The sequence below is a fragment of the Roseomonas sp. BN140053 genome, from assembly GCF_047690175.1.
GTDB lineage: Bacteria > Pseudomonadota > Alphaproteobacteria > Acetobacterales > Acetobacteraceae > Roseomonas.
The window spans coordinates 1-18,670 of record NZ_JBLLEB010000021.1 but is presented as its reverse complement, the minus strand read 5'-3'; the positions used below and the strand labels follow the sequence as shown (position 1 = coordinate 18,670).

17 protein-coding genes and 1 tRNA gene are annotated in these 18,670 nt (G+C 71.1%); 4 read left to right on the top strand and 14 right to left on the bottom strand.

What is annotated here, in order from left to right; translation table 11 throughout:
• The first annotated feature begins 113 nt into the window (after positions 1 to 113).
• Complete coding sequence (locus ACLIBK_RS17260; RefSeq protein WP_415388526.1) at positions 114 to 779, top strand: Crp/Fnr family transcriptional regulator; 666 nt, start codon at positions 114 to 116, stop codon at positions 777 to 779.
• Between the two features lie 166 nt (positions 780 to 945).
• Here ACLIBK_RS17260 and ACLIBK_RS17255 read toward each other — a convergent pair.
• The 12 genes from ACLIBK_RS17255 to ACLIBK_RS17200 form a co-directional block, all read right to left on the bottom strand.
• Positions 946 to 1,021, bottom strand: a tRNA-Glu gene (locus ACLIBK_RS17255).
• A gap of 270 nt (positions 1,022 to 1,291) precedes the next feature.
• Positions 1,292 to 1,774: a DUF2267 domain-containing protein gene (locus ACLIBK_RS17250; protein ID WP_415388525.1), complete on the bottom strand. Its 483-nt coding sequence runs from the start codon at positions 1,772 to 1,774 to the stop codon at positions 1,292 to 1,294.
• Positions 1,775 to 2,008: 234 nt separating this feature from the next.
• A complete protein-coding gene (ybaL, locus tag ACLIBK_RS17245; RefSeq protein ID WP_415388524.1) occupies positions 2,009 to 3,772 on the bottom strand; it encodes a YbaL family putative K(+) efflux transporter in 1,764 nt (587 codons plus the stop codon).
• A 445-nt stretch (positions 3,773 to 4,217) separates the two neighbouring features.
• Positions 4,218 to 5,561, bottom strand: coding sequence for an erythromycin esterase family protein (locus tag ACLIBK_RS17240; protein WP_415388523.1), 1,344 nt, complete (start codon positions 5,559 to 5,561; stop codon positions 4,218 to 4,220).
• A 318-nt stretch (positions 5,562 to 5,879) separates the two neighbouring features.
• Entirely contained in the window at positions 5,880 to 7,325 is a 1,446-nt protein-coding gene (locus tag ACLIBK_RS17235) for an amidohydrolase family protein (protein ID WP_415388522.1), read from the bottom strand.
• Complete coding sequence (locus tag ACLIBK_RS17230; protein ID WP_415388521.1) at positions 7,322 to 8,215, bottom strand: LysR family transcriptional regulator; 894 nt, start codon at positions 8,213 to 8,215, stop codon at positions 7,322 to 7,324. The genes ACLIBK_RS17235 and ACLIBK_RS17230 overlap by 4 nt, the downstream gene beginning before the upstream one ends.
• A 15-nt stretch (positions 8,216 to 8,230) precedes the next feature.
• Positions 8,231 to 9,004: an enoyl-CoA hydratase-related protein gene (locus tag ACLIBK_RS17225; protein ID WP_415388520.1), complete on the bottom strand. Its 774-nt coding sequence runs from the start codon at positions 9,002 to 9,004 to the stop codon at positions 8,231 to 8,233.
• Positions 9,001 to 10,185 (bottom strand): CaiB/BaiF CoA transferase family protein, encoded by a 1,185-nt coding sequence (locus ACLIBK_RS17220; RefSeq protein ID WP_415388519.1) that lies wholly within the window; start codon positions 10,183 to 10,185, stop codon positions 9,001 to 9,003. The genes ACLIBK_RS17225 and ACLIBK_RS17220 overlap by 4 nt, the downstream gene beginning before the upstream one ends.
• On the bottom strand, positions 10,182 to 11,528 hold the full coding sequence (locus ACLIBK_RS17215; RefSeq protein WP_415388518.1) for an FAD-dependent oxidoreductase: 1,347 nt from the start codon (positions 11,526 to 11,528) through the stop codon (positions 10,182 to 10,184). The genes ACLIBK_RS17220 and ACLIBK_RS17215 overlap by 4 nt, the downstream gene beginning before the upstream one ends.
• 11 nt (positions 11,529 to 11,539) lie before the next feature.
• Positions 11,540 to 12,385, bottom strand: a complete 846-nt coding sequence (locus tag ACLIBK_RS17210) for an ABC transporter permease (RefSeq protein ID WP_415388517.1) — start codon at positions 12,383 to 12,385, stop codon at positions 11,540 to 11,542.
• On the bottom strand, positions 12,385 to 13,110 hold the full coding sequence (locus ACLIBK_RS17205; protein ID WP_415388516.1) for an ABC transporter ATP-binding protein: 726 nt from the start codon (positions 13,108 to 13,110) through the stop codon (positions 12,385 to 12,387). Before ACLIBK_RS17205 ends, ACLIBK_RS17210 begins: the two co-directional genes overlap by 1 nt.
• 149 nt (positions 13,111 to 13,259) lie before the next feature.
• The gene (locus ACLIBK_RS17200) at positions 13,260 to 14,300 is read right to left on the bottom strand and encodes an ABC transporter substrate-binding protein (protein WP_415388515.1); all 1,041 of its coding nucleotides are present in this window, start codon (positions 14,298 to 14,300) and stop codon (positions 13,260 to 13,262) included.
• 633 nt (positions 14,301 to 14,933) lie between these two features.
• Between ACLIBK_RS17200 and ACLIBK_RS17195 the strand changes: the two genes are divergently transcribed.
• From ACLIBK_RS17195 to ACLIBK_RS17185, 3 genes are all read left to right on the top strand, one after another.
• A complete protein-coding gene (locus ACLIBK_RS17195) occupies positions 14,934 to 16,286 on the top strand; it encodes a tyrosine-type recombinase/integrase (protein ID WP_415388514.1) in 1,353 nt (450 codons plus the stop codon).
• A gap of 317 nt (positions 16,287 to 16,603) precedes the next feature.
• Positions 16,604 to 17,461 carry a hypothetical protein gene (locus ACLIBK_RS17190; RefSeq protein ID WP_415388513.1) on the top strand — a complete coding sequence of 286 codons (858 nt, stop codon included), beginning with the start codon at positions 16,604 to 16,606 and terminating at the stop codon, positions 17,459 to 17,461.
• Positions 17,445 to 17,996, top strand: a complete 552-nt coding sequence (locus tag ACLIBK_RS17185; RefSeq protein ID WP_415388512.1) for a type II toxin-antitoxin system VapC family toxin — start codon at positions 17,445 to 17,447, stop codon at positions 17,994 to 17,996. The genes ACLIBK_RS17190 and ACLIBK_RS17185 overlap by 17 nt, the downstream gene beginning before the upstream one ends.
• A 123-nt stretch (positions 17,997 to 18,119) precedes the next feature.
• On the opposite strand, the gene ACLIBK_RS17180 is transcribed toward ACLIBK_RS17185, so the two are convergent.
• Positions 18,120 to 18,362, bottom strand: a complete 243-nt coding sequence (locus ACLIBK_RS17180) for a helix-turn-helix domain-containing protein (protein ID WP_415388511.1) — start codon at positions 18,360 to 18,362, stop codon at positions 18,120 to 18,122.
• 61 nt (positions 18,363 to 18,423) lie between these two features.
• The coding region (locus tag ACLIBK_RS17175) for a hypothetical protein (protein ID WP_415388510.1) at positions 18,424 to 18,670 on the bottom strand (247 nt) is incomplete at its 5' end.

Sequence of the window (18,670 nt, the reverse complement as noted above, 5' to 3'; positions counted from 1 at the left end):
GGTCCCGCCGATACCCGTCGCCGGATCGCCTTGTGGCCCACACTGCTCCCTCCGAAGCTGCTTCGCGCAGCCGTCTTCTTTCCGCCCTGCCCGCCGAAAGCCTCCACCGCCTTTTGCCGCGACTCACCCGGGTGGAGCTTCACCTCCGCCAGGTCCTGCACCTGCCGGGACGGCCCATCACCACCGTGTACTTTCCCGAGACCGCCTGGGTTTCCATGATCGCCACGCTGGAAGACGGCGACGGCGCCGAGGTCGGCGTGATCGGCCATGAAGGCGTGGTCGGGCTGCCGGTGATCCTGGGCGCCGACCACGACGACCTGGAGGCCATGGTGCAGAACCCCGGCACCGCCCTGTGCATCGGCGCGGCCGCCTTGTGGGAGGAGATGGAGCAAGACCCGGCGCTGCGCCTGCTGCTGCTGCGCTACGCGCTGGTGCACCACGGCCAGGTCGCCCGCACCGCCGCCTGCAACGGCCGCCACTACACCGAGCAGCGCCTGGCCCGCTGGCTGCTGATCGCGCATGACCGCTCGCAGGGCGACGAGTTCCCGATGACCCACGAGCTGCTGGCGATGATGCTGGGGCTGCGCCGCGCGGGCGTCACTGTGGCGGCCGGCATCCTGCAGAAGGCGGGGCTGATCCGCTACGAACGGGGCCGCATCACCATCACCGACCGTGCGGGGCTCGAGAGCGCGTCCTGCGAGTGCTACGGCGTGGTGCGGCGCTCGCTCGACCGGCTGCTCGCCCCCCTGGCCGAGGCAAAGGATCCCGGCCGCTCCTGAACCGGGCGGCGGCGCGGGCCGGGCCGCGCGCGGCTGCCACCGCCGAAGCACAGGCTGGCGGAAAGCGGGCGGTTCGCAGGGCTGATGGGCCGGATTGCGGCAGGGGTGATCCAGCCGTCCCAGCGCTTCGGGACGGCGCGGAAGGTCGCAGTGGCGGAATGGCCTATGGCGTCCCGTACGGGATTCGAACCCGTGTACCCAGCGTGAAAGGCTGGTGTCCTAGGCCTCTAGACGAACGGGACAGGAGGCCGAGTGCTAGTAACCCCAAGCGTCCCGCCTGCCAACCCGTGCCCCCGCCCCGGAACCTTGCGGCGGGAGCGGAAAAAAACGGCGGCCTGCGAGGACGCGCGGGTCCATAGCCTGATTGCCCGGCGCAGCCTAGCCCCCTCCCCGGCGAGGGGCGTTGCGCCGCACCAGGCACAGCGGCTGTTTGGCGAAGCGCCCCGCGGGGCAGCGCGCGCCACCGGCGTGCCCGCGCCACCCGCCGCGTTTCCCCGGACCGGCGCCGCGCCTCAGGGCGCGCCATTCTCCGCGCCCGCCGCGTCGGCGAGCTTGCTGCGAACCACCGCCACCTCGCGCCACACCTCCCGCAGCTCGTCCGGCAGCACGTCCACCAGCTTGGTGACTTGGCCGGGATCGACACGGTGGGCGATCACGCGAAACACCGCCCGCATAGCCTCGCCCGGCTCCACCGGGCTGTTTTCGGGCAGCTCCGCACGGATGCGTTCCGCGAAGGCGCCCAGCGACCGCATGCGCTCGGGCGGCTGGGTCGGGTGCCAGGCCTCGTAATAGGCGCCGCGCAGCAGCAGCGGCAGCTGCGCGCCGAGATGCGCGGCGAGGCCGACCGGCACCCGGTCGCGCAGCGTCCGCAGCACCGCGCCCAGCGCGTGCCACGCCGCTTGCCGGTCCGCTCCCAGCGCGGCCTCGACCTCGTCGAGCCACGCAACCGTGGACACCAGCGTTTCGTCGAACACGTGGAACCCGGTGTCCGCCATGCTGCGCTTTCCCTCATGCCATCCTGGATCAGGGACGGCATATGTGGCCGTTCCCCGCCGCGGCATCTCGGCCAGCCCCGCCCGGCCCGCTGACCGGGGCCCTGACACGCGGAGTTGAGGCGGTGCCCGGGGTCGGCATGGCGGACGCACGCGGCCCCGCCGTCTCACCCCCGCAGCGTCACCGCCCGTCCCGACCGGCAGCACGCCGCGGGCCGTGCCTCTCGCCGCGGCCGGCTAGGACAGCGACACCGCCGCAACGGCGACCGGGCTGCCCTGGGCCGCATCGAAGGACGCGCCATGCGCCAGCGCCCCGGCGGGGTCGCGCGCCGCCTGCACCATGCGCCGGGCGATCTCGCGCTCGCCCATGATGGTCAGGGTGGAACCGAGCCGGGTCAGGTGCTCCACCGCGCCATCCGTGTGCGCCCGCGCCACGATCTCCAGCCCCGGGTTCAGCGCGCGGGCCTGTTCCACCACCTGCCCGGCCTCGAAGGCTTCCGGCACCGTGACGAAGAGCCGGTGCGCCGCGGGCAGGTTGGCGGCGGCCAGCACCCGCGGATCGGCGGCGTTGCCCTGCAGCACCTCGCAGCCGTCCCGCCGCGCCGCTTCCAGCGCCGCGGGGCGGTCGTCCAGCACCAGCAAAGGCCGGCCGGTTCCGGACAGTTCCGGCCCCACCAGCGCGCCGACGCGGCCGTAGCCGACCAGGACGTCATGCCCGGTCAGGCGCGTGGTGGCCGGCACGGGCGCGATGTCGGGCTCCTCCACCGGGGCGGGGCCAGCCGTCGGCGCCACAGGGATGGCGGCCCGCCGCGCTGCGCGCCGGGCATTGCGCGTTTCCACCAGGGCGAACAGGAAGGGGTTGAGCAGGATGCTCAGGATCGCCCCCGCCAGCACGAGGTCGCGCCCCTCGGGCGGCAGCAGCCGCATCGAGACGCCCAGCCCCACCAGGATGAACGAGAACTCCCCGATCTGCGCCAGCGCGGTGGCGATGCTCAGCGCCGTGGCCTGCGAATGCCCGAGCAGCCGCACGATGACCCAGGCCACGGCCGACTTGCCCAGCACGATGATGGCCAGCGTGCCCAGCACCGCCCAGGGATCGCGCACCAGCACCGCCGGGTCGAACAGCATGCCCACCGACACGAAGAACAGCACCGCGAAGGCGTCGCGCAGCGGCAGCGCTTCCTCGGCCGCGCGCTGGCTCAGCTGGCTCTCGGCCATCACCATGCCCGCAAAGAAGGCGCCCAGCGCGAAGGACACGTCGAAGAGCTGCGCCGCCCCGAAGGCCACCCCCAGCGCCAGGGCATAGACGGCCAGGCGGAACAGCTCGCGCGAGCCGGTATGGGCGACGTAGTGCATGATCCAGGGGATCACCCGCCGGCCGCCGATCAGCATCAGCGCCACGAAGGCGGCCACCTTCAGCACCGTGATCCCCAGCGTCAGCGCCAGGTCGGACAGCGACACGGCCCCGCCGGCGGTGGCCTGCCCCAGCGCGGGCAGCAGCACCAGCGCCAGGATCATCACGAGGTCCTCCACCACGACCCAACCCACGGCGATGCGGCCGCGATCGGTGTCCATCAGCCGCCGCTCGCCCAGCGCGCGCGTGAGCACCACGGTGCTGGCCACCGAGAGGGCGAGGCCGAGCACCACACCCGCCCCCGGGCCCCAGCCCAGCAGCCAAGCCAGCCCCATGCCCATGAGCGTGCCGGCGACGATCCTGAGGATCGCCCCCGGCACGGCGACCCGGCGCACCGATATCAGGTCGTGAAGCGAGAAATGCAGGCCAACGGCGAACATCAGCAGGATGATGCCGATCTCGCTCAACTCGCCGGCCAAGCCGGCATCGGCCACGAAGCCGGGGGTGAAGGGGCCCACGGCGACGCCGGCGAGCAGGTAGCCCACCAGGGGCGAGATGCGCAGGCGCTGGGCCAGCAGCCCAAAGGCGAAGGCCAGCACGAGGCCGGCGCTGATCGTGGCGATCAGCGGCGTGTGTTGCTCAGGCATGCATCTTCGATCCAGCTCCGGACGCGATCTCGGGACAAGTCTCGATTGTAGACCGATTCCGTCCCCGGCCGCCCGGGCAACCTACCTCACGGCCGGCGATGCTGCTGCGGCCCAAGCAGCGGTGCGGTGTTCCTGGGGAGTGCGCGCCGGTTGGGCCGCGAGGCGGCAAGGCGCAGTTCCCGCACCACCGGTGCGAACAAACCGGCCCAGGGCGCTTCGGGCGCCCCCCGGCATCCCCGGCCCGATGCAGCCCCCGGCGCTTCCCTCCCCTGGAGGGCTCCGAGCCCCCGCGAGGCGCGACTCCGCCGGTGGGGAACAAGCGTGTGCACTGCCTGCCATCCGCGCCGGCTCTCCCTCGCCGGGGCGCTGATGGGTTCGGAGGCACGGAACATTCCTCCGCGAGCGATCCAGGGGAGCGGCTCTTCTCCCCTCCCCGGCCGGAAGCTCAGATCCCGAACGGATAGGTGTCCGGCATGCCCCGCGGGGGTTCGGTGTCCAGCGGCGTGACGGCCTGGGTCTGCTCGAACCAGACCACCGCGTCGAACTGCTCGGGCAGCACGGCCTCGAAGTAGTGGCTGTAGAACTCCGTGTCGGGCCGGTAGATCACGCCGATGGCGCGTTCCAGGCGCGGGCCGAGCAGTGCCTCGCGCAGGGCGGCACGGCCGGGACCGCGCAAATCCGTCAGGCTGCGGGCCAGGCCGGCGCGGCGGAACAGGTGCTCGTAGCTGTCGGGGCGGGCGGGCAGCACCTCCATGACGCGCATCGGCCCGTCCCAGTCATCCGCCGCCGCCACCGTGCCGCGGTCGGTGCCGAAGCCGATCAGCGCCGCATCCGCCCCGAAGGCGGTGCGGCACAGCTCGCCGATGTTGAACTCGCCGCTCCAGCCCATCGCCGTGGCGGAAGCATTGCCGATATGCGAGTTGTGCGCCCAGACCACGGCCTTGGCATCCGGCCCGCGCGCTTCCAGCACGGCGCGCAACGTGTCGAACATGTGCCGGTCGCGCAGGTTCCAGGACTCCGCCCCGCCCCGGTACATGGCGCGGTAATACCCCTCGGCCGAGCGGACGATGCGCGCGTTCTGCGCCGCATCCAGGAACCCCTCCCCGTCACGGCCGAGATACTGCACCCGGTGGTCCAGCAGCTCGCGCAGCTGCGCGATGGCCGCGTCCTCGCAGGACTGGCTGGCGCCGTGCAGCACGGCGCGGCCGTAATGCTCGGGCTCGGCCTGCCAGGGCGTCAGGCAACCGTAGCGCTTCCGCGCGACGCGCGCGGCCTCCGGGTCCACCTCCTCGAGGTAGCGCAGCACGGCCCCGATGGACTGGCCCAGGCTGTACACGTCCAGCCCGCGGAACTCCGCCCGCTCACGCTCCGGCCGGGCCTCGTTGTGGCGGCGCAGCCACTCCACGAAGTGCAGCACCTCGCGGTTGCGCCACATCCAGCTCGGGAAACGCGCAAAGGCCGCTTCCGGCGAAGGCTCCGGCGCGCGGTGGCGCACGTAGCGGTCGATGCGCCCGGCATCCGGCCAGTCCGCTTCCACCGCCACGATGCTGAAGCCGTGCCGCTCGATCAGCCGGCGGGTGATGGCGGCCCGCGCCCGGTAGAACTCGGCGGTGCCGTGCGTGGCCTCGCCCAGCAGCACCACGCGGGCTTCGCCGAAGCGGTCGAAGCAATTCCCGAAAGCCTCCTCCTGCTCGGGCGGCGGCAGGGGCTCGCCGGCGGGGTGCAGGGCGCGCAGCGCTTCCTCGGTTCCCGCGGTTCGGCTCCGTTCGAGGATGCCAGGATCGGCCATGGCGCTTCTTCCTCCGGTTCGGCTGGCTCGCGCGGCGGGCGCCCCCTCCGGATGGGGCCGGGCGCCGTTCCCCGCGCATTGCCGCGACGATGCGGTTCACGCCGGGAAAACGTGGCCGCCGCCACGGTGGTTCGCCGCGACGCCCAAATCTCGCGAAACCTTGCCTGATGGGAGCCGCGCCGCCATGGCCTTGTTTCCACCCCACTCGCCCGGGGCCATGACCGCGTTCTCCCCCCTGGCCGATTCTGCCGGCGGCGCCCTGGTCCCCCCGGTCCTGCGCAACAGGGCGGCAAGACCGCGCGGATTCGCCGGTGCTCGCTAGAACCCCTGGGTTGCCAGAGCCGCTGCTATCCCGGGCAGGGCACGGCGCACGACCTCGTCGCCCGTTCGCAGCCGCTCCCGCAGCATCTCCCGCGCATCCCGGGCAGCCCGCAGCGCCGCCGCTTCATCGAAGGCCAGGATGACGCCGTCGCGGAGCAGCCAGCGGCCGCCGACCATCACCGCCTCCACCGTTTCCGCCCCGCCATGCAGCGCGAGCCCTTCGGCGCTTTCCACCGCCATGGTCGTGCCGGCCGCGTCGCGCCGCAGCAGCACGAGGTCGGCGAACTGCCCCGGTGCCACGCGCCCGAGCTCCCGCTCCAGCCCCAGCACGCGCGCGCCGTTTCGCGTCGCCATGGCCAGCACCTCCGCGCCGCGCGGCCATTCCGCCGGGTCGCTGCCGGGCGAGCGGTGCAGCATCAGCGCCAGGCGCATCGCCTCGAACAGGTCGTGCCGCCCGGCGGTGTTGCTGCTGTCCGTGCCCAGCGCCAGCGTCACCCCGGCGCGGCGATAGGCGGCGAAGGGCAGCACACCGCTGCCAAGCATCATGTTGCTGGCGGGGTTGTGCACCACCACGGCGCCGTGCCGGGCCAGCAACTCCCGCTCCGCCTCGCCCGTCCAGACCCCGTGTGCCAGGGACAGGCCTGGGGCGAGCAGGCCCTGCCGCGCCATCTCCGCCACCGTGCCGCCCGGCCAGCGGTTGCCGATGCGCGCCTGTGCGCGCGTTTCCAGCAGGTGGGTGTGCACGGGCACGCCGTGCCGGTCGCGCAGCGCGCGCCACAGCGCCCAGGCCGCCGGCGAGCAGCGCTGCGGCGCGTTGGGGCCGAGCATCGGCACCACCCGGCCGGAACCGCCGCGCGCCGCCTGCACGATGGTGGCGAAGCGTTCGGCATAGGCGGGGTCCAGCGGCGGCGGCCCGCCGGCGATGGCCTCCAGCTCCGGCGGCAGGGTGACGCCCAGCAGGTCGTAGTCGCTGATGTCCTGGAGAAAGGCGGCGTAGCCCACCCGCAGGCCGGAAGCCTCGTGCGCCGCCAGGGCGGTTTCGGCCAGGGCGACATAGGGCGTGTGGTCCACGGTGGCGGTGATCCCGCCGCGCAGCCGCTCGGCCGCGCCCAGCAGGATCGCCGCCTGCAGCGCGCCGGCATCCAGCGCCCGGCCGTGCACGGTGGTGAACAGCGCCCAGAGTTCCAGCGGCAGGGCGCTCTCGGTGCCGCGCAGCAGGGTGGCGTAGCCATGCGCGTGCGCGTCCACCAGCCCCGGCAGCAGCCAGCAGCCCTCGGCCGCCACCCGTTGCGCCGCGCGGGCGGCGAGGTCCCGGCGCGCCTGTTCTTCCCAGGCCAGGGCGGCGACGCGGCCTTCCGCCACCAGCACGGAGGCGGGCGCGGCGGAGCCGTCGTCGCGCGGCAGCAGGGCGCCGTCGATCAGGATGGGGTCGGGGTGCGTCACAGCGCCTCCAGCCACTTGGCCAGCTCGCCCACCAGGGCGTTGCCGGCGGGGGAAAGGCTGCGCTGCGTCGGCACGAACAGCCCGATGTGCTGTTCCGCCAGCCGCGGCGAGGCGAGCGGCACCCAGACCATCTCGCCGGCCGCGAGTTCGGCCAGAAAGGCGAAGCGCGTGTAGAAGCCCACCCCGAGGCCGGAGCGCAGCAGCCGCTTGATGAAGGCGATCTCGTTGGAGGCGAAGCGGACCTGCACGGCGGCCCGGAAGGCCGCGTAGTCGTCATCCACGAAGGAGGGCGCGGGCAGGTTGTCACGCTGGATCAGCGCGGGAAAGAGCAGCAGTTCCTCGAAGCCGAGCCGCTTGCGCCCGGCCAGGGGATGCGAGGCCGTCATGATCGCGCCGATCGGCGCGGGCACGCTGACCACGGATTGCAGCGCCGGCCCGGCCGGTGCCACGAAGGTCAGGCCGAGATCCGCCTCCGCCGCCTGAACCTGCCGGAACACGTCCGAGGGCGAGGCCGAGACCACGGAAAAGGTCACGGCCGGATAGGCGGCGACGAAGCGTTCCAGCGCCCCGGGCAGCAGGTCCAGCAACAGGCTGTCCAGCGCGGCGATGCGGACATGGCCGGTGCGGATGCCGCGCAGCCCGTCGATCTCGGCCACCAGCCGGTCGTAGTCGTGCAGCGTGTCGCGAACGTGGCGCAGCAGCACCTCGCCGGCCGGGGTCAGGCGCATGCCCTCCGGCAGCCGGTCGAACAGGCGGACGCCCAGCTCGTCCTCCAGCTTGAGGATCTGCCGGTTCACCGCGGAGGAGGCGACGCGCAGCGCCGTTGCGGCCTTGCGCACGGAGCCGCAGCGCGCGACCTCGCGCAGGTAGCGCAGGACGGAGGCGTGCAAGCAGCGCGCCCCCGGTCAGCGCCCCGACCAGGCAGGCGCGCGGCGCTCCCGGAAGGCGCGCACCCCTTCCTCCCCGTCGGCCGAGCCCAGGCATTCGATCACGGCGGGCAGGCGCAGCGCCTGCGCTTCGGGCGGCGAGAGCTGGGCGGTGCGGCGCACGGCCTGCTTGACCGCCCGCAACGACAGCGGCGCGCAGGCCAGCACCTGCGCCAGCCAGCGCTCCACCGCCGCGTCCAGCTCCGCCGCCGGCACCACCTCGTTCACCAGCCCCATCGCCAGGGCCTCGGCCGCGCCGACGCGGCGGCCGGTCAGCAGCATGCCCATGGCATTGCGGTAGCCGACCTGGCGTTGCAGCAGCACCATGCCGCCATCCAGCGGCAGCCGGCCGACGCGCGGTTCCGGCAGGCCGAAGCCGGCATGCTCGGCCGCGACCGCGATATCGCAGCCCAGCAGCATCTCCAGCCCGCCGCCCAGGGCGTGGCCGTTGACGCGGGCGATCACCGGCACGTCCAGCGTGGTGCGCAGCGCGATGCCGCCGAAGCCGCCGGGGCGCGGCTCCGCCCAGTATTCCAGCCCGGTCTTGCCGCCGCCCTTCATGTCGGCGCCAGCGCAGAAGGCGCGCTCGCCGGCGCCGGTCAGCACCACGGCGCGGATGTCGCGGTCGGCCTCGATGCGCTGCCAGATGACTTCCAGCGCCGCCTCCGTGGCGGCGTCCACGGCGTTGAGCACCTCCGGCCGGTCCAGGGTGACGCGGGCGACGTGCTCCGCGACCTCCAGCCGGACGCTCACGCCAGCACCCCGTCGCGCTTCAGCGTTGCCACGGCGTCCGCGTCATAGCCGTGCTCGCGCAGGATCGCCTCACCATCCTCGCCCAGGTGGGGCGGCAGGTGGCGCAGGGCGAAGGCGTCGCCCGACAGGTGCACGGGCGAGCCGAGCAGTCCCAGCGGCCCTTCCGCCCCTTCCGCGTCCAGCAGCATGCCGTTGACCGCGGTTTGCGGGCATTCCAGCGCCTCGGGCAGCGAGCGCACGGGCGAACAGAGCAGGTCGCGCCCTTCCAGCCGCTCGATCCAGTGGGCGGTGCTGCCCTCGGCGAAGCGGGCGCGCAGCAGCGCATGCAGCTCGGCGCGGTTGCTCTGCGCCAGGGTGAAGGTGCGGAAGCGCGGGTCTTCCGACAGGTCGTCCAGGCCGAGCGCCAGGCAGATCTCGCGCAGCGGGTTGGCCTTGAAGGCGCCCACCACCACCACGGCGCCGTCGGTGGTGTCGAAGACGCCGGTATAGGGCATGCCGCCCCAGGAAAAATCCTGGCCGCGCATCCGCCACATCGCGGCTTCCTGCATCTGCATCGCCAGCACGCTGTCGTAGAGCGAAACGGAGACCATCTGGCCGTGCCCGGTGCGCTCGCGCTGCAGCAGCGCCAGCAGCACGCCCTGCACCAGGTGCATGCCCGCAGAATAATCGGCCAGCGCCGTGGGATAGATCAGCGTCGGCTCCTCGGGGGCGCATTTGCGCGCCATCAGCCCGGTCATCGCCTGGGCCAGGATGTCCTGGCCGCCCTTGTGGCTGTAGGGGCCCTCGGTGCCGAAGCCGGTGCCGAAGGCGAAGATGATGCGCGGGTTGATCCTGGACAGCGCCTCGTAGCCCAGCCCCATCCGCTCCATTACTCCGGCGCGGAAGTTGTTCACCACCACGTCGGCCTGCGCCGCCAGCCGGTGCACCACCTCCAGCCCCGCCGGCGACTTCAGGTCCAGCGCGATGGAGCGCTTGTTGCGGTTCATGGCGCAGAAGATCGGGTTCTGCGCGCCGCCGGGATCGTCGGGCAGCGACCAGCGCGACAGGTCGCCCTGGCCGACGCGCTCCACCTTGATCACGTCGGCGCCGTAGTCGCCCAGCATCTGCGTGGCGCAGGGGCCCAGCATCACCTGGGTGAAGTCGAGCACCTTGATGCCCGACAGCGGCTGCTGCGCGCTCATGCCGCCACCGCCTCCCGCGTCGCATTGGCCGAGGGCACGTCGCCGGGATCGGCACCGCGCGCGCGCAGCCGCGCCTGCAGCGCGCGCACCTCCACCGCGCGCGGCGTCACCCCGGCGGACACGGCCATCGCGGCGGCGGTGCCGGCAGCCTCGCCCATCGCCATGCAGGGCGGGATCTCGCGCGAAATCTTCTGCGCCGAGGAGGTGGCGGAGTAGTGCCGCCCCGCCACCAGCAGCCCCTCCACCCCGCGCGGCAGCAGGGCGCGATAGGGCGTGTAGTAGTCCCGCCCGCGCGCCACGCTGTCGGGGAAGTGGACGCGGTCCTGGATATCTTCCTTGGTCACAACGTAGTCGCCTTCCAGCAGCCGCGTTTGCCGCACGCCGGTCTGCGGCGCCACGTCCACCACGTGGCAGTTCGCGAAGCCCGGCAGGTTGGCGCGGGCATAGTCCACCGCGGCATGGATGTGCTGCCGGCCGCGGAACTCCATTGCCGTCAGGTCCTCCACCCGCAACCCGTCCAGCCCGGTGATATGCGGGCAGTTGCACCACACGATCCCCGGCAGCGGCGTCTTCATCCACCACACACCCCAGGACCCGCCGAGCAGCTTGCGCACCGCCATGTCGCGCCGCGCGTGCTCCTCCGGCTCCTCGTATTCGAAGCGCTCGGCTTCTTCGGTGTCCACGCCGCCGAGGCGGAACACCGTGGTCATCATATACTGCCCGTGCAGGAAGGGCGCGCCGGCACCCGCCGCCACGTCCAGGTCGCCGGTGGCGTCAATCACCACGGAGCCGAGGATCGCCTGCGGGCCGGACTTGCTCTCGACCACCACGCCGGTGACGCGGTTGCCTTCCATCAACGTGTGCGAGAACCAGGAATGCAGCCGCAGCTCCACCCCGGCTTCGCGCACCATGTCGTCGCTGGCGCGCTTCCAGCCATCGGGGTCGAAGGCCACGGCGTAGCAGATCGGGTGCGGCTTGGTGCGGACGTTAAAGTCGAACAGGCCCCAGCGCGCCCATTTGCGGTACATGGCCGGGTCGTGGCCGCGGTCGGATTCCGGCGGGAACACCGCCAGCCGCAGCCCCACCATGCGGTCGGTCAGTTCCTGGCAGAGGCCGCGCACGGTGATCTCGGCGCCGTTGCACAGGTCGTCCAGCACCAGCACCATTCCGCCCGAGGCGAGGCCGCCGAGATAGGGGTAGCGCTCCACCAGCACCACCTTGGCGCCCTCGCGCGCCGCGGCGACGGCGGCGGCGAAGCCGGCGGGCCCGCCGCCCACCACCACCACGTCGGCGCGGGACACCACGGGCACGCCGCGCGCGGGCAGCGTCACGAAGTCGGTCATGGGATGTTTCCTCAGTGCGCCTGGGCCGTCGGCAGGCCGCGCAGCGTCAGCCGCTCCAGCCAGGCGACGACCAGGAAGAAGCCGATGGACAGGGCGGAGCCGCAGATGATGGTGGCGTAGAGCAGGGCGCTGTCGAAGTTGTAGGTGGCCTGCACGATCAGCGCCCCGATGCCGACCTGCGAGCCGATCCACTCGCCCACGATGGCGCCGATCACCGCGGTGGAGGAAGCGATGCGCAGCGCCGAGAACAGGAAGGGCAGCGCGGAGCGCAGCCGCAGCCTGAAGAACACCTCCCGCCGCGTGGCAGACAGGACGTGCATCAGCTCCATCGATTGCGGCGATACGCTTTCCAGGCCCCGCACCGCGTTCACCAGCGTCGGGAAAAAGGACACCAGTGCCGCGATGGCGATCTTGGGGGCCATGCCGTCGCCCAGCAGCAGCAGCAGGATCGGCGCCTTGGCCACCACGGGGATGGAGTTCAGCAGCACCACGATGGGGAAGAAGGCTTCCTCCACGGTCTTGCGGTGCACGAACACCGTGGCGATCACCATGGCCGAGGCCGTGCCCAGGGCGAAGCCCAACACCGCCTCGATGGCCGTGGGCCAGAGATTGGCCAGCAGCACGTCCCACTTCGCCACCAGCGTCTGCACCACCACCACCGGCGAGGGCGCGATGAAGGGCTTCACCTCCAGCCCGACGATCAGCCCCCACCACAGCAGCAGCAGCGCCGCGGCACCCGCGATCGGCAGCAGCCGGCGGCGCCAGCGGGCGCGGCGGGCGGCCGCCAGCCAGGCGGCATGCGCGTCGTCGGCCGTAGGGAGGGCGGACGGCGCCGTCCCGGTCAGGGCGAGGTCCATCAGCAGCCCTCCAGCGCGGTGCGCAACTGTGCCGCCAGCGCGACGAAAGCCGGGGTTTCCCGCAGGCCGAGGTGACGCGGTTCCGGCAGATCCACCGGCACCAGCGCCCGCACCCGCCCGGGACGCGCCGCCATCACCAGCACCTGCTGGCCGAGAAAGGCAGCCTCCTGGATGGAATGGGTGACGAAGACCACGGTGGTGCCGGTTTCCCGCCACACCCGCAGCAGCTCCTCGTTCAGCCGGTCGCGGGTGATCTCGTCCAGGGCGCCGAAGGGCTCGTCCATCAGCAGCAGCCGCGGCCCGCCCAGCAGGGCGCGGGCGATGGCCACGCGCTGGCGCATGCCGCCGGACAGCTCGTGCGGCCGGGCCTTCTCCCAGCCGGCCAGCCCCACCAGCGCCAGCAGCTCCTCCGGCGTGCGGGCGCCGGGCGGCAGCTTCGGGCGGCCGCCGACTTCCAGCGGCAGGCGCACGTTGTCCAGCGCCGTGCGCCAGGGCAGCAGCGCCGCATCCTGGAACACGAAGCCGATCTGCCGGTTCCGGCGTGCCTCGGCCGGGCTGGTCCCGAGCACGCGGCACTCGCCGGCGCTGGGCGGCAGGATGTCGGCGATCACCCGCAGCAGGGTGGACTTGCCGCAGCCGGACGGGCCGAGCAGCGTCAGGAAGCCGCCCTGCTGCACCGTCACGGACACGTCCTGCAACGCGGTGACGGCGCGTTCCTCGGTCATGAAGCGGACGGACACCGCGCGGCAGGCAAGCGCGGGTGCGCCTCCCCCGGCGGCGAGCACAGCCCCGCTGGGGGCCACGGCCTGTGCCGGCCCGTTCGGCGCAGGCCCGGCCGGCGGCGAGGCAACGGTGGTGGCAGCCGACACCGCGCTCACCCGAGGGTCGGGCGCTGCCCGCGCGTCGCGTCCAGCACCGACATGCTCATCACCTCGGCCAGGGCGGGGGTGCGCTTGGTGAACTGGCCGAGCTGCGCGTAGAGCGCGATCTGCTCCTGCCACACGGCCGGGTCCATGCTGCCCCAGCCCTGGGTGGCGGTGACGGGGGTGAACTCGGCGGCCAGCATCACGTCCGCCGCCTCGCGCTCATCCGCGGCATTGAGGTTGGGCAGTTCCTTCAGCAGCAGGGCCACGGCCTCGTCGCGATGGGCATGGGCGTAGGCCCAGCCCTTGCCGGCAGCGCGCAGGAAGCGCGCCAGGACATCGCCCTTGGTGCGGATCGTCTCGGCCGTGGCGTAGTAGGGCAAGGCGTAGAGCCGCACCCCGGCATCCCACAGCTTCAGTTCGATGCGGTCGGGGCCGAGCACCTTCAGCGCCGTGGTGTTGGTCACCCAACCCGTGACCACGTCCACCTGCCCGGTCAGCAGCGGCGTCATCTCCGAGCCGATGGTGACGACCTGCACGTCCTTCAGCTCCATGCCGTTCCGCGCCAGCAGGGCCCGCAGCAGGATCACGCCGGTGGCCTGGATGCCGACCTTCTTGCCGCGCAGGTCGGCGGGCGTGCGCACCGGCGCCCGCGGCAGGGAGAAGAAGGCGTAGGGGTGCTGCTGCGCGCCCACGGCGAAGCACTGCACGGGGATGTCCTGCGACGCCGCCAGCATCAGCGAGGGCGAGGAGGACAGTTGCCCCATCTCGTAGCGGCCGGCCGCCACCACGGCGACGCCGTCGTTGTTGGGCCCGCCGGGCTGGATGCGCAGGTCGAGGCCTTCCGCCGCGAAATAGCCGAGCTGCTTGGCGACGATCTCGCCCAACTGGTTGCCGCCCGCGATCCAGCCGAGTTGCAGGCTCACCACGGGGTTGGCCGCTTCCGCACCGACGGAGATGAACCCCGCGCCTCCCAGCGCCGCGACGCCGGCCGAGGCCTGTATCAGGTTCCGGCGGGACAGGCGCGCGGTGGAAGAAGAAGGCTGCGGCATCGTGGTGATCCCCTGGATGACAGCAGCGTGACAGGAGGAGAGCGAGCGCGAATAGCGCAAAAATAAGCCGGGCGTGCTGCCGAGACGGCATCACACCTGTTTTGCATGCGCGCGGCTTGTGCTGTTGATCAAGGAGGGGGCAGCTTACGCCCAGGCGGGGGGCATTCGTGGTTTGCGGCGCAGCACGCCGGGCCCTGCGATGTTCAACCCTGGCGGTCCGACGTCAAAGAACCGGCCCAGCCAAGGAGCCGAATTTTCAACACCGTCGGTATCCGAGGAGCGGAAATGATGTGACGCCACAGAAGGCCGCCGTGAGCCACCGGCTGGGTTCATGATGCCCGCGAGGAGCACACGAAGGGAAATGCGCCGGGACAGGCAGCTACAGGATGGCCAGAGGTCCTCAGGGCGCCGACAGGGTTGGTGGGCGCTCACGGGCTCGAACCGTGGACCCGCTGATTAAGAGTAGGCGAGATTAGCTCGCCGTCTCACGCCACGGAACGCCAAAACCGGCCTATCACCTTGCTTTCACAGCGGGTCCGCAGAATAAGTCTCGCCACGAACCGCCATGCGGACCCGTAGCGGACCTTCCTGCCGGGTCCGCACGGGGTCCGCAAAAGTAATCAGTGGGTCCAGATGCCCAAGCTCACCGACCGCTTCATCCAGTCCTTCCGCCCCGCCGAGGGGGCAAAGGACCGCCTCGCCTTCGACACCGAGTGCCGGGGTCTAGGGATCCGCGCCACCGCCAACGGGAACCGCGTCTTCCTCGTCCAATGGACCGACGCAGCGACGGGCAGGAAGGTGCGGGAGCCGCTAGGAGCTTGGGGCAGCCTGACGGTTGACCAGGCGCGGGAAGCCGCACGGGTACGGCTGGGCAAGGTCGCCCAGGGACTGAACCCGAAGGCGGAGCGGGAGAAGACAAAGGCTGAGGATACTCGCCGGCGAGCGGAGGAGGCTCAGGCGAAGCAGGAGGCCCGCTATACTCTGGAGACCCTGATCGAGGAATGGGCGCGGCTGCACCTCTCTGGCCGCCGCCCCTCCTACGCGGCCGAGGCTCAGCGGGCACTGCGGAACGCCTTTGCGTCCCACCTTGTCTACGCAGCCTCCAGCTTATCCCGCTCAGACGTGGTCGGGGTGCTGGATGCCCTGGCCGCCGCAGGAAAGGCGCCGATCGCGAGCCGAACCCTGGCCTATGGGCGAGCCTGCTATGGCTGGGCCGTGAAGCGTGGCCGGCTGGGGGTGAACCCCTTCGCCGACCTGCCGGTGATCGCAGGGGGCGCCCCCTCCCGGGATCGGGTTCTCACCGACGCGGAGCTCGGGGCGCTATGGCGAGCAGCTGGAACCCTGGGTTTCCCGTTTCGCCCCGTGGTCCGGCTCCTGCTGCTGACGGCGGCGCGCCGGGAGGAGGTAGCGGGCATGGGATGGTCCGAGCTCTCCGCCGACCTCAGCACTTGGACCCTGCCGAAAGAGCGAGCGAAGAACGGCCGGGCCCACGTGGTGCACCTGCCCGAGGCCGCGCGCGCCGAGCTGCGCCTAGTGCCGCGGATCGATGGTCGGGATCTCGTGTTCACCGTCACGGGCAAGACGCCGCCCAGCGGCTTCAGCAAGGCAAAGCTGGCGCTGATGACGGCGATGAAGAGGGAGGCGGGTGACAGCAAGTCCCCCTCCCCTGCCCCGGCCACGAAGCGCGCGGCCCCTGCCCTCCCCGAGTGGCGCTACCACGACTTCCGACGGACGGCGGTGACCTGGCTAGCGGGTGCTGGCTTCCCGCCGCACGTGGCTGACCGGCTGCTGAACCACGTTACCGGCGCCATCCAGGGTGTCGCTGCGGTGTACCAGCGGCACGACTTCCTGGCCGAGCGGAAGGCAGCACTGGACGCCTGGGCGACGCACGTCGTGGCCTGTGGTGAAGGTGGAGGCCGGGAGCCGGAGAACGTGGTCGCACTCGCACCGAGGCGGCAGCGGAAGGCGGGTACAGAGGGCACCTAAGCCCATCCCCTACCCCTTCTCTCCCTTACCAGGGGGCTCTAGACCGCCACAACGCCACAACCCAGGACTTACCTAGGTTTTTGCCGCTTTCGTTCCGCCACCACAATTTCTGCGTGGCGGTTCGAAATTGGGCTGTAACCCGCAGAAAACCTGGGTTGTGGCGTTGTGGCGGTTTGAAAACCGGCTCTGTGGATTACTGACCGCCTGGCAGCTTCGAAAGTTGTTTCACCGGTGCCCGACGTATTGACGCGCTTGCCGCCGGAGAGACGTTCGGCGATCGTAGGTCGTCGCGCGCTCGAGCCGGGGAGGTGCCGTCCATGCAGACCATGAAGCTCACCATCGCCGGTAAGGGCGAGGGCGACGACGCGCCACTAGTGGAGGACCTCATCGGGCAGCTGGGCGACTTCCTCGGCTTGCTGCGAGAGGTCGAGGATGCTGTGGCGGAGCCGGGCGAGGAGAACGAGATTGTCTGGAGGGTGACGGGCGCCACGCGCAACTCCCCCCTGTCGATTGAGATCACCGCTTTCCCTAAGCGGCACGGCATGAACATCGACCAGCGTGAGCGTAAGGTGCGTGCAGCTGCCGCCCATGGCCTCGCTGAAATCAAGCGTGCGCCCGCACGCCCCGATTGGTTCGACGACCGCGCGTTGACGAAGGCCGGGGGCATCTTCGGTCGGGTGTCCAACGGCCTCGCCGCCACCACGATCGACTTCGGCAATGACCTTCCGCCCGTCGTTATCACCAGCGAGACGGCACGGGCCGCAGCTGCCAACATCGTGCGGATCCAAAAGCCGGTCGATCGTCCTTATCGCGAACTCGGCTCAGTTGAAGGCTATTTCGAAGGTTTCGAGCGGGATGGCTTTGGGCGCCTCGTCCTTCGCCTTCGCGCTCGCCTTACCAATGAGACGGCTAAATGCATCCTCCAAGGGCAAGCTGCGGCTGCCTTTGAGGAGCGCAGCGTGGGCGAGGTTATCGAGCGTGGCCGCCGGCTAGTCGTTTCCGGCACCCTCCACCACAGGGGCCCAGGGCGCCTCTACCAAGTCGATGCCGACCGGCTGCAGCTCCTCCGCAACAGTGGCTTGCCCGACGTCGCCGACATCACTGATCCGGGTTTCACCGGAGGCCTAAGGTCCGAAGACTTTCTAGCAGGGATGCGGGATGCCGGCTCCGCCTAAGCGCCTGTACTGGGACGCCTGCTCCTGGATCGCGCTGATCCAAGATGAGACGGTCTCCGACGCCGATACAGGAGTAATGGAGCACCGCGGTTCTATGTGCAGGGCGGTAGTAGCCGCCGCCAAGAAGAACATCGTCGAGCTGGCGACTTCGGCCTTTTCACTGGCTGAAGTCTGCAAGCGCCCTCCGCCTGGCACGCCGGCCGATGCGGCCACGCTGGCCGCCTTCTTCGAAAACTCCTGGGTCCTCAATGTGTCCGTGGATACCTACGTCGGTGGCCTCGCGCGCGATCTGCTGCTCGATGGTCACCCCGGCCTCAAGCCTGCCGATGCGGTCCACCTCGCCAGTGCCCTCGCCGCCCGCGTGGAGGCTTTCCACACCTTCGACCGTAGGCTGTTGAAGCTGAGCGGCAAGATCGTCGCTCTCGACGGCTCGCCCCTGCTGATCTGCAAACCCGAGGTACCAGCACCTCCGGCTCCGCTGCTGGAGGAGCTCAAGCGCGACGCGGGTGCTTCGCTGCCAGGAATGCGGCACTAGTTTTCCGTCTCGTTGTCCACGCGCTGGCCCTGCAGATGCGCACGCGAGAGTGCGTGGCTTCAATCTCTGACTTTTAGGCCTGCCGCCCGTGCGCCTTCTGCTCGATCCGCAGATGCTCCCGCATTAAGCACCAACCCTCAGCCGCGGCTCGCTTTCCCAGCCAGTTCCACAGTCGACCCCACCCACAGTCTCGAAGGCGGAGCGGATCGATCGCAAGCTTGCTTCGCTCGTGACGAACGCCCCCTTTTCGAAGCGCCGGACTACCTCACTGGAGATACCTGCCAGAGCAGCCAGACGCACCTGTGTCCAGCCGAGGAGCTTCCTGCCTTGGAGGCATTGGTGAGGCGTCAGCACATACTCTTCCATGGTGGCGGCCCTCGCTCGCTACATCGGCTTCTGAGAAGTGGCTCAGCTCTCCTTCGGCCCGCTACTCGACATCCTGACAGGCATTCGAAATGGCGCCGTCACCTTCGGATGTCCTGCGCCCACGAGGTTTGCGGGATTTCGAAATACGTTCGAGCATATCGGCTGCGTACAAGCCGGCTTCTCGGACATGCGGAGTATCTGCCGGCAGGCCATCAAGGTCTCGGGCTGCGTCGGAGGTTTTGGCCACGAACACGAGCATGGCGGCAACCTCCGCCAGGTCGCTCTTGGGGAGGCGCGCCGCTATGGCA

Coding starts and splice junctions, on each gene's coding strand:
- ACLIBK_RS17250 (WP_415388525.1), bottom strand. CDS start 1,774: ATGGCGGACACCGGGTTCCACGTGTTCGACGAAACGCTGGTGTCCACG.
- ybaL (WP_415388524.1), bottom strand. CDS start 3,772: ATGCCTGAGCAACACACGCCGCTGATCGCCACGATCAGCGCCGGCCTC.
- ACLIBK_RS17240 (WP_415388523.1), bottom strand. CDS start 5,561: ATGGCCGATCCTGGCATCCTCGAACGGAGCCGAACCGCGGGAACCGAG.
- ACLIBK_RS17220 (WP_415388519.1), bottom strand. CDS start 10,185: ATGAGCGCGCAGCAGCCGCTGTCGGGCATCAAGGTGCTCGACTTCACC.
- ACLIBK_RS17215 (WP_415388518.1), bottom strand. CDS start 11,528: ATGACCGACTTCGTGACGCTGCCCGCGCGCGGCGTGCCCGTGGTGTCC.
- ACLIBK_RS17210 (WP_415388517.1), bottom strand. CDS start 12,385: ATGGACCTCGCCCTGACCGGGACGGCGCCGTCCGCCCTCCCTACGGCC.
- ACLIBK_RS17205 (WP_415388516.1), bottom strand. CDS start 13,110: ATGACCGAGGAACGCGCCGTCACCGCGTTGCAGGACGTGTCCGTGACG.
- ACLIBK_RS17200 (WP_415388515.1), bottom strand. CDS start 14,300: ATGCCGCAGCCTTCTTCTTCCACCGCGCGCCTGTCCCGCCGGAACCTG.
- ACLIBK_RS17195 (WP_415388514.1), top strand. CDS start 14,934: ATGCCCAAGCTCACCGACCGCTTCATCCAGTCCTTCCGCCCCGCCGAG.
- ACLIBK_RS17190 (WP_415388513.1), top strand. CDS start 16,604: ATGCAGACCATGAAGCTCACCATCGCCGGTAAGGGCGAGGGCGACGAC.
- ACLIBK_RS17185 (WP_415388512.1), top strand. CDS start 17,445: ATGCCGGCTCCGCCTAAGCGCCTGTACTGGGACGCCTGCTCCTGGATC.
- ACLIBK_RS17180 (WP_415388511.1), bottom strand. CDS start 18,362: ATGGAAGAGTATGTGCTGACGCCTCACCAATGCCTCCAAGGCAGGAAG.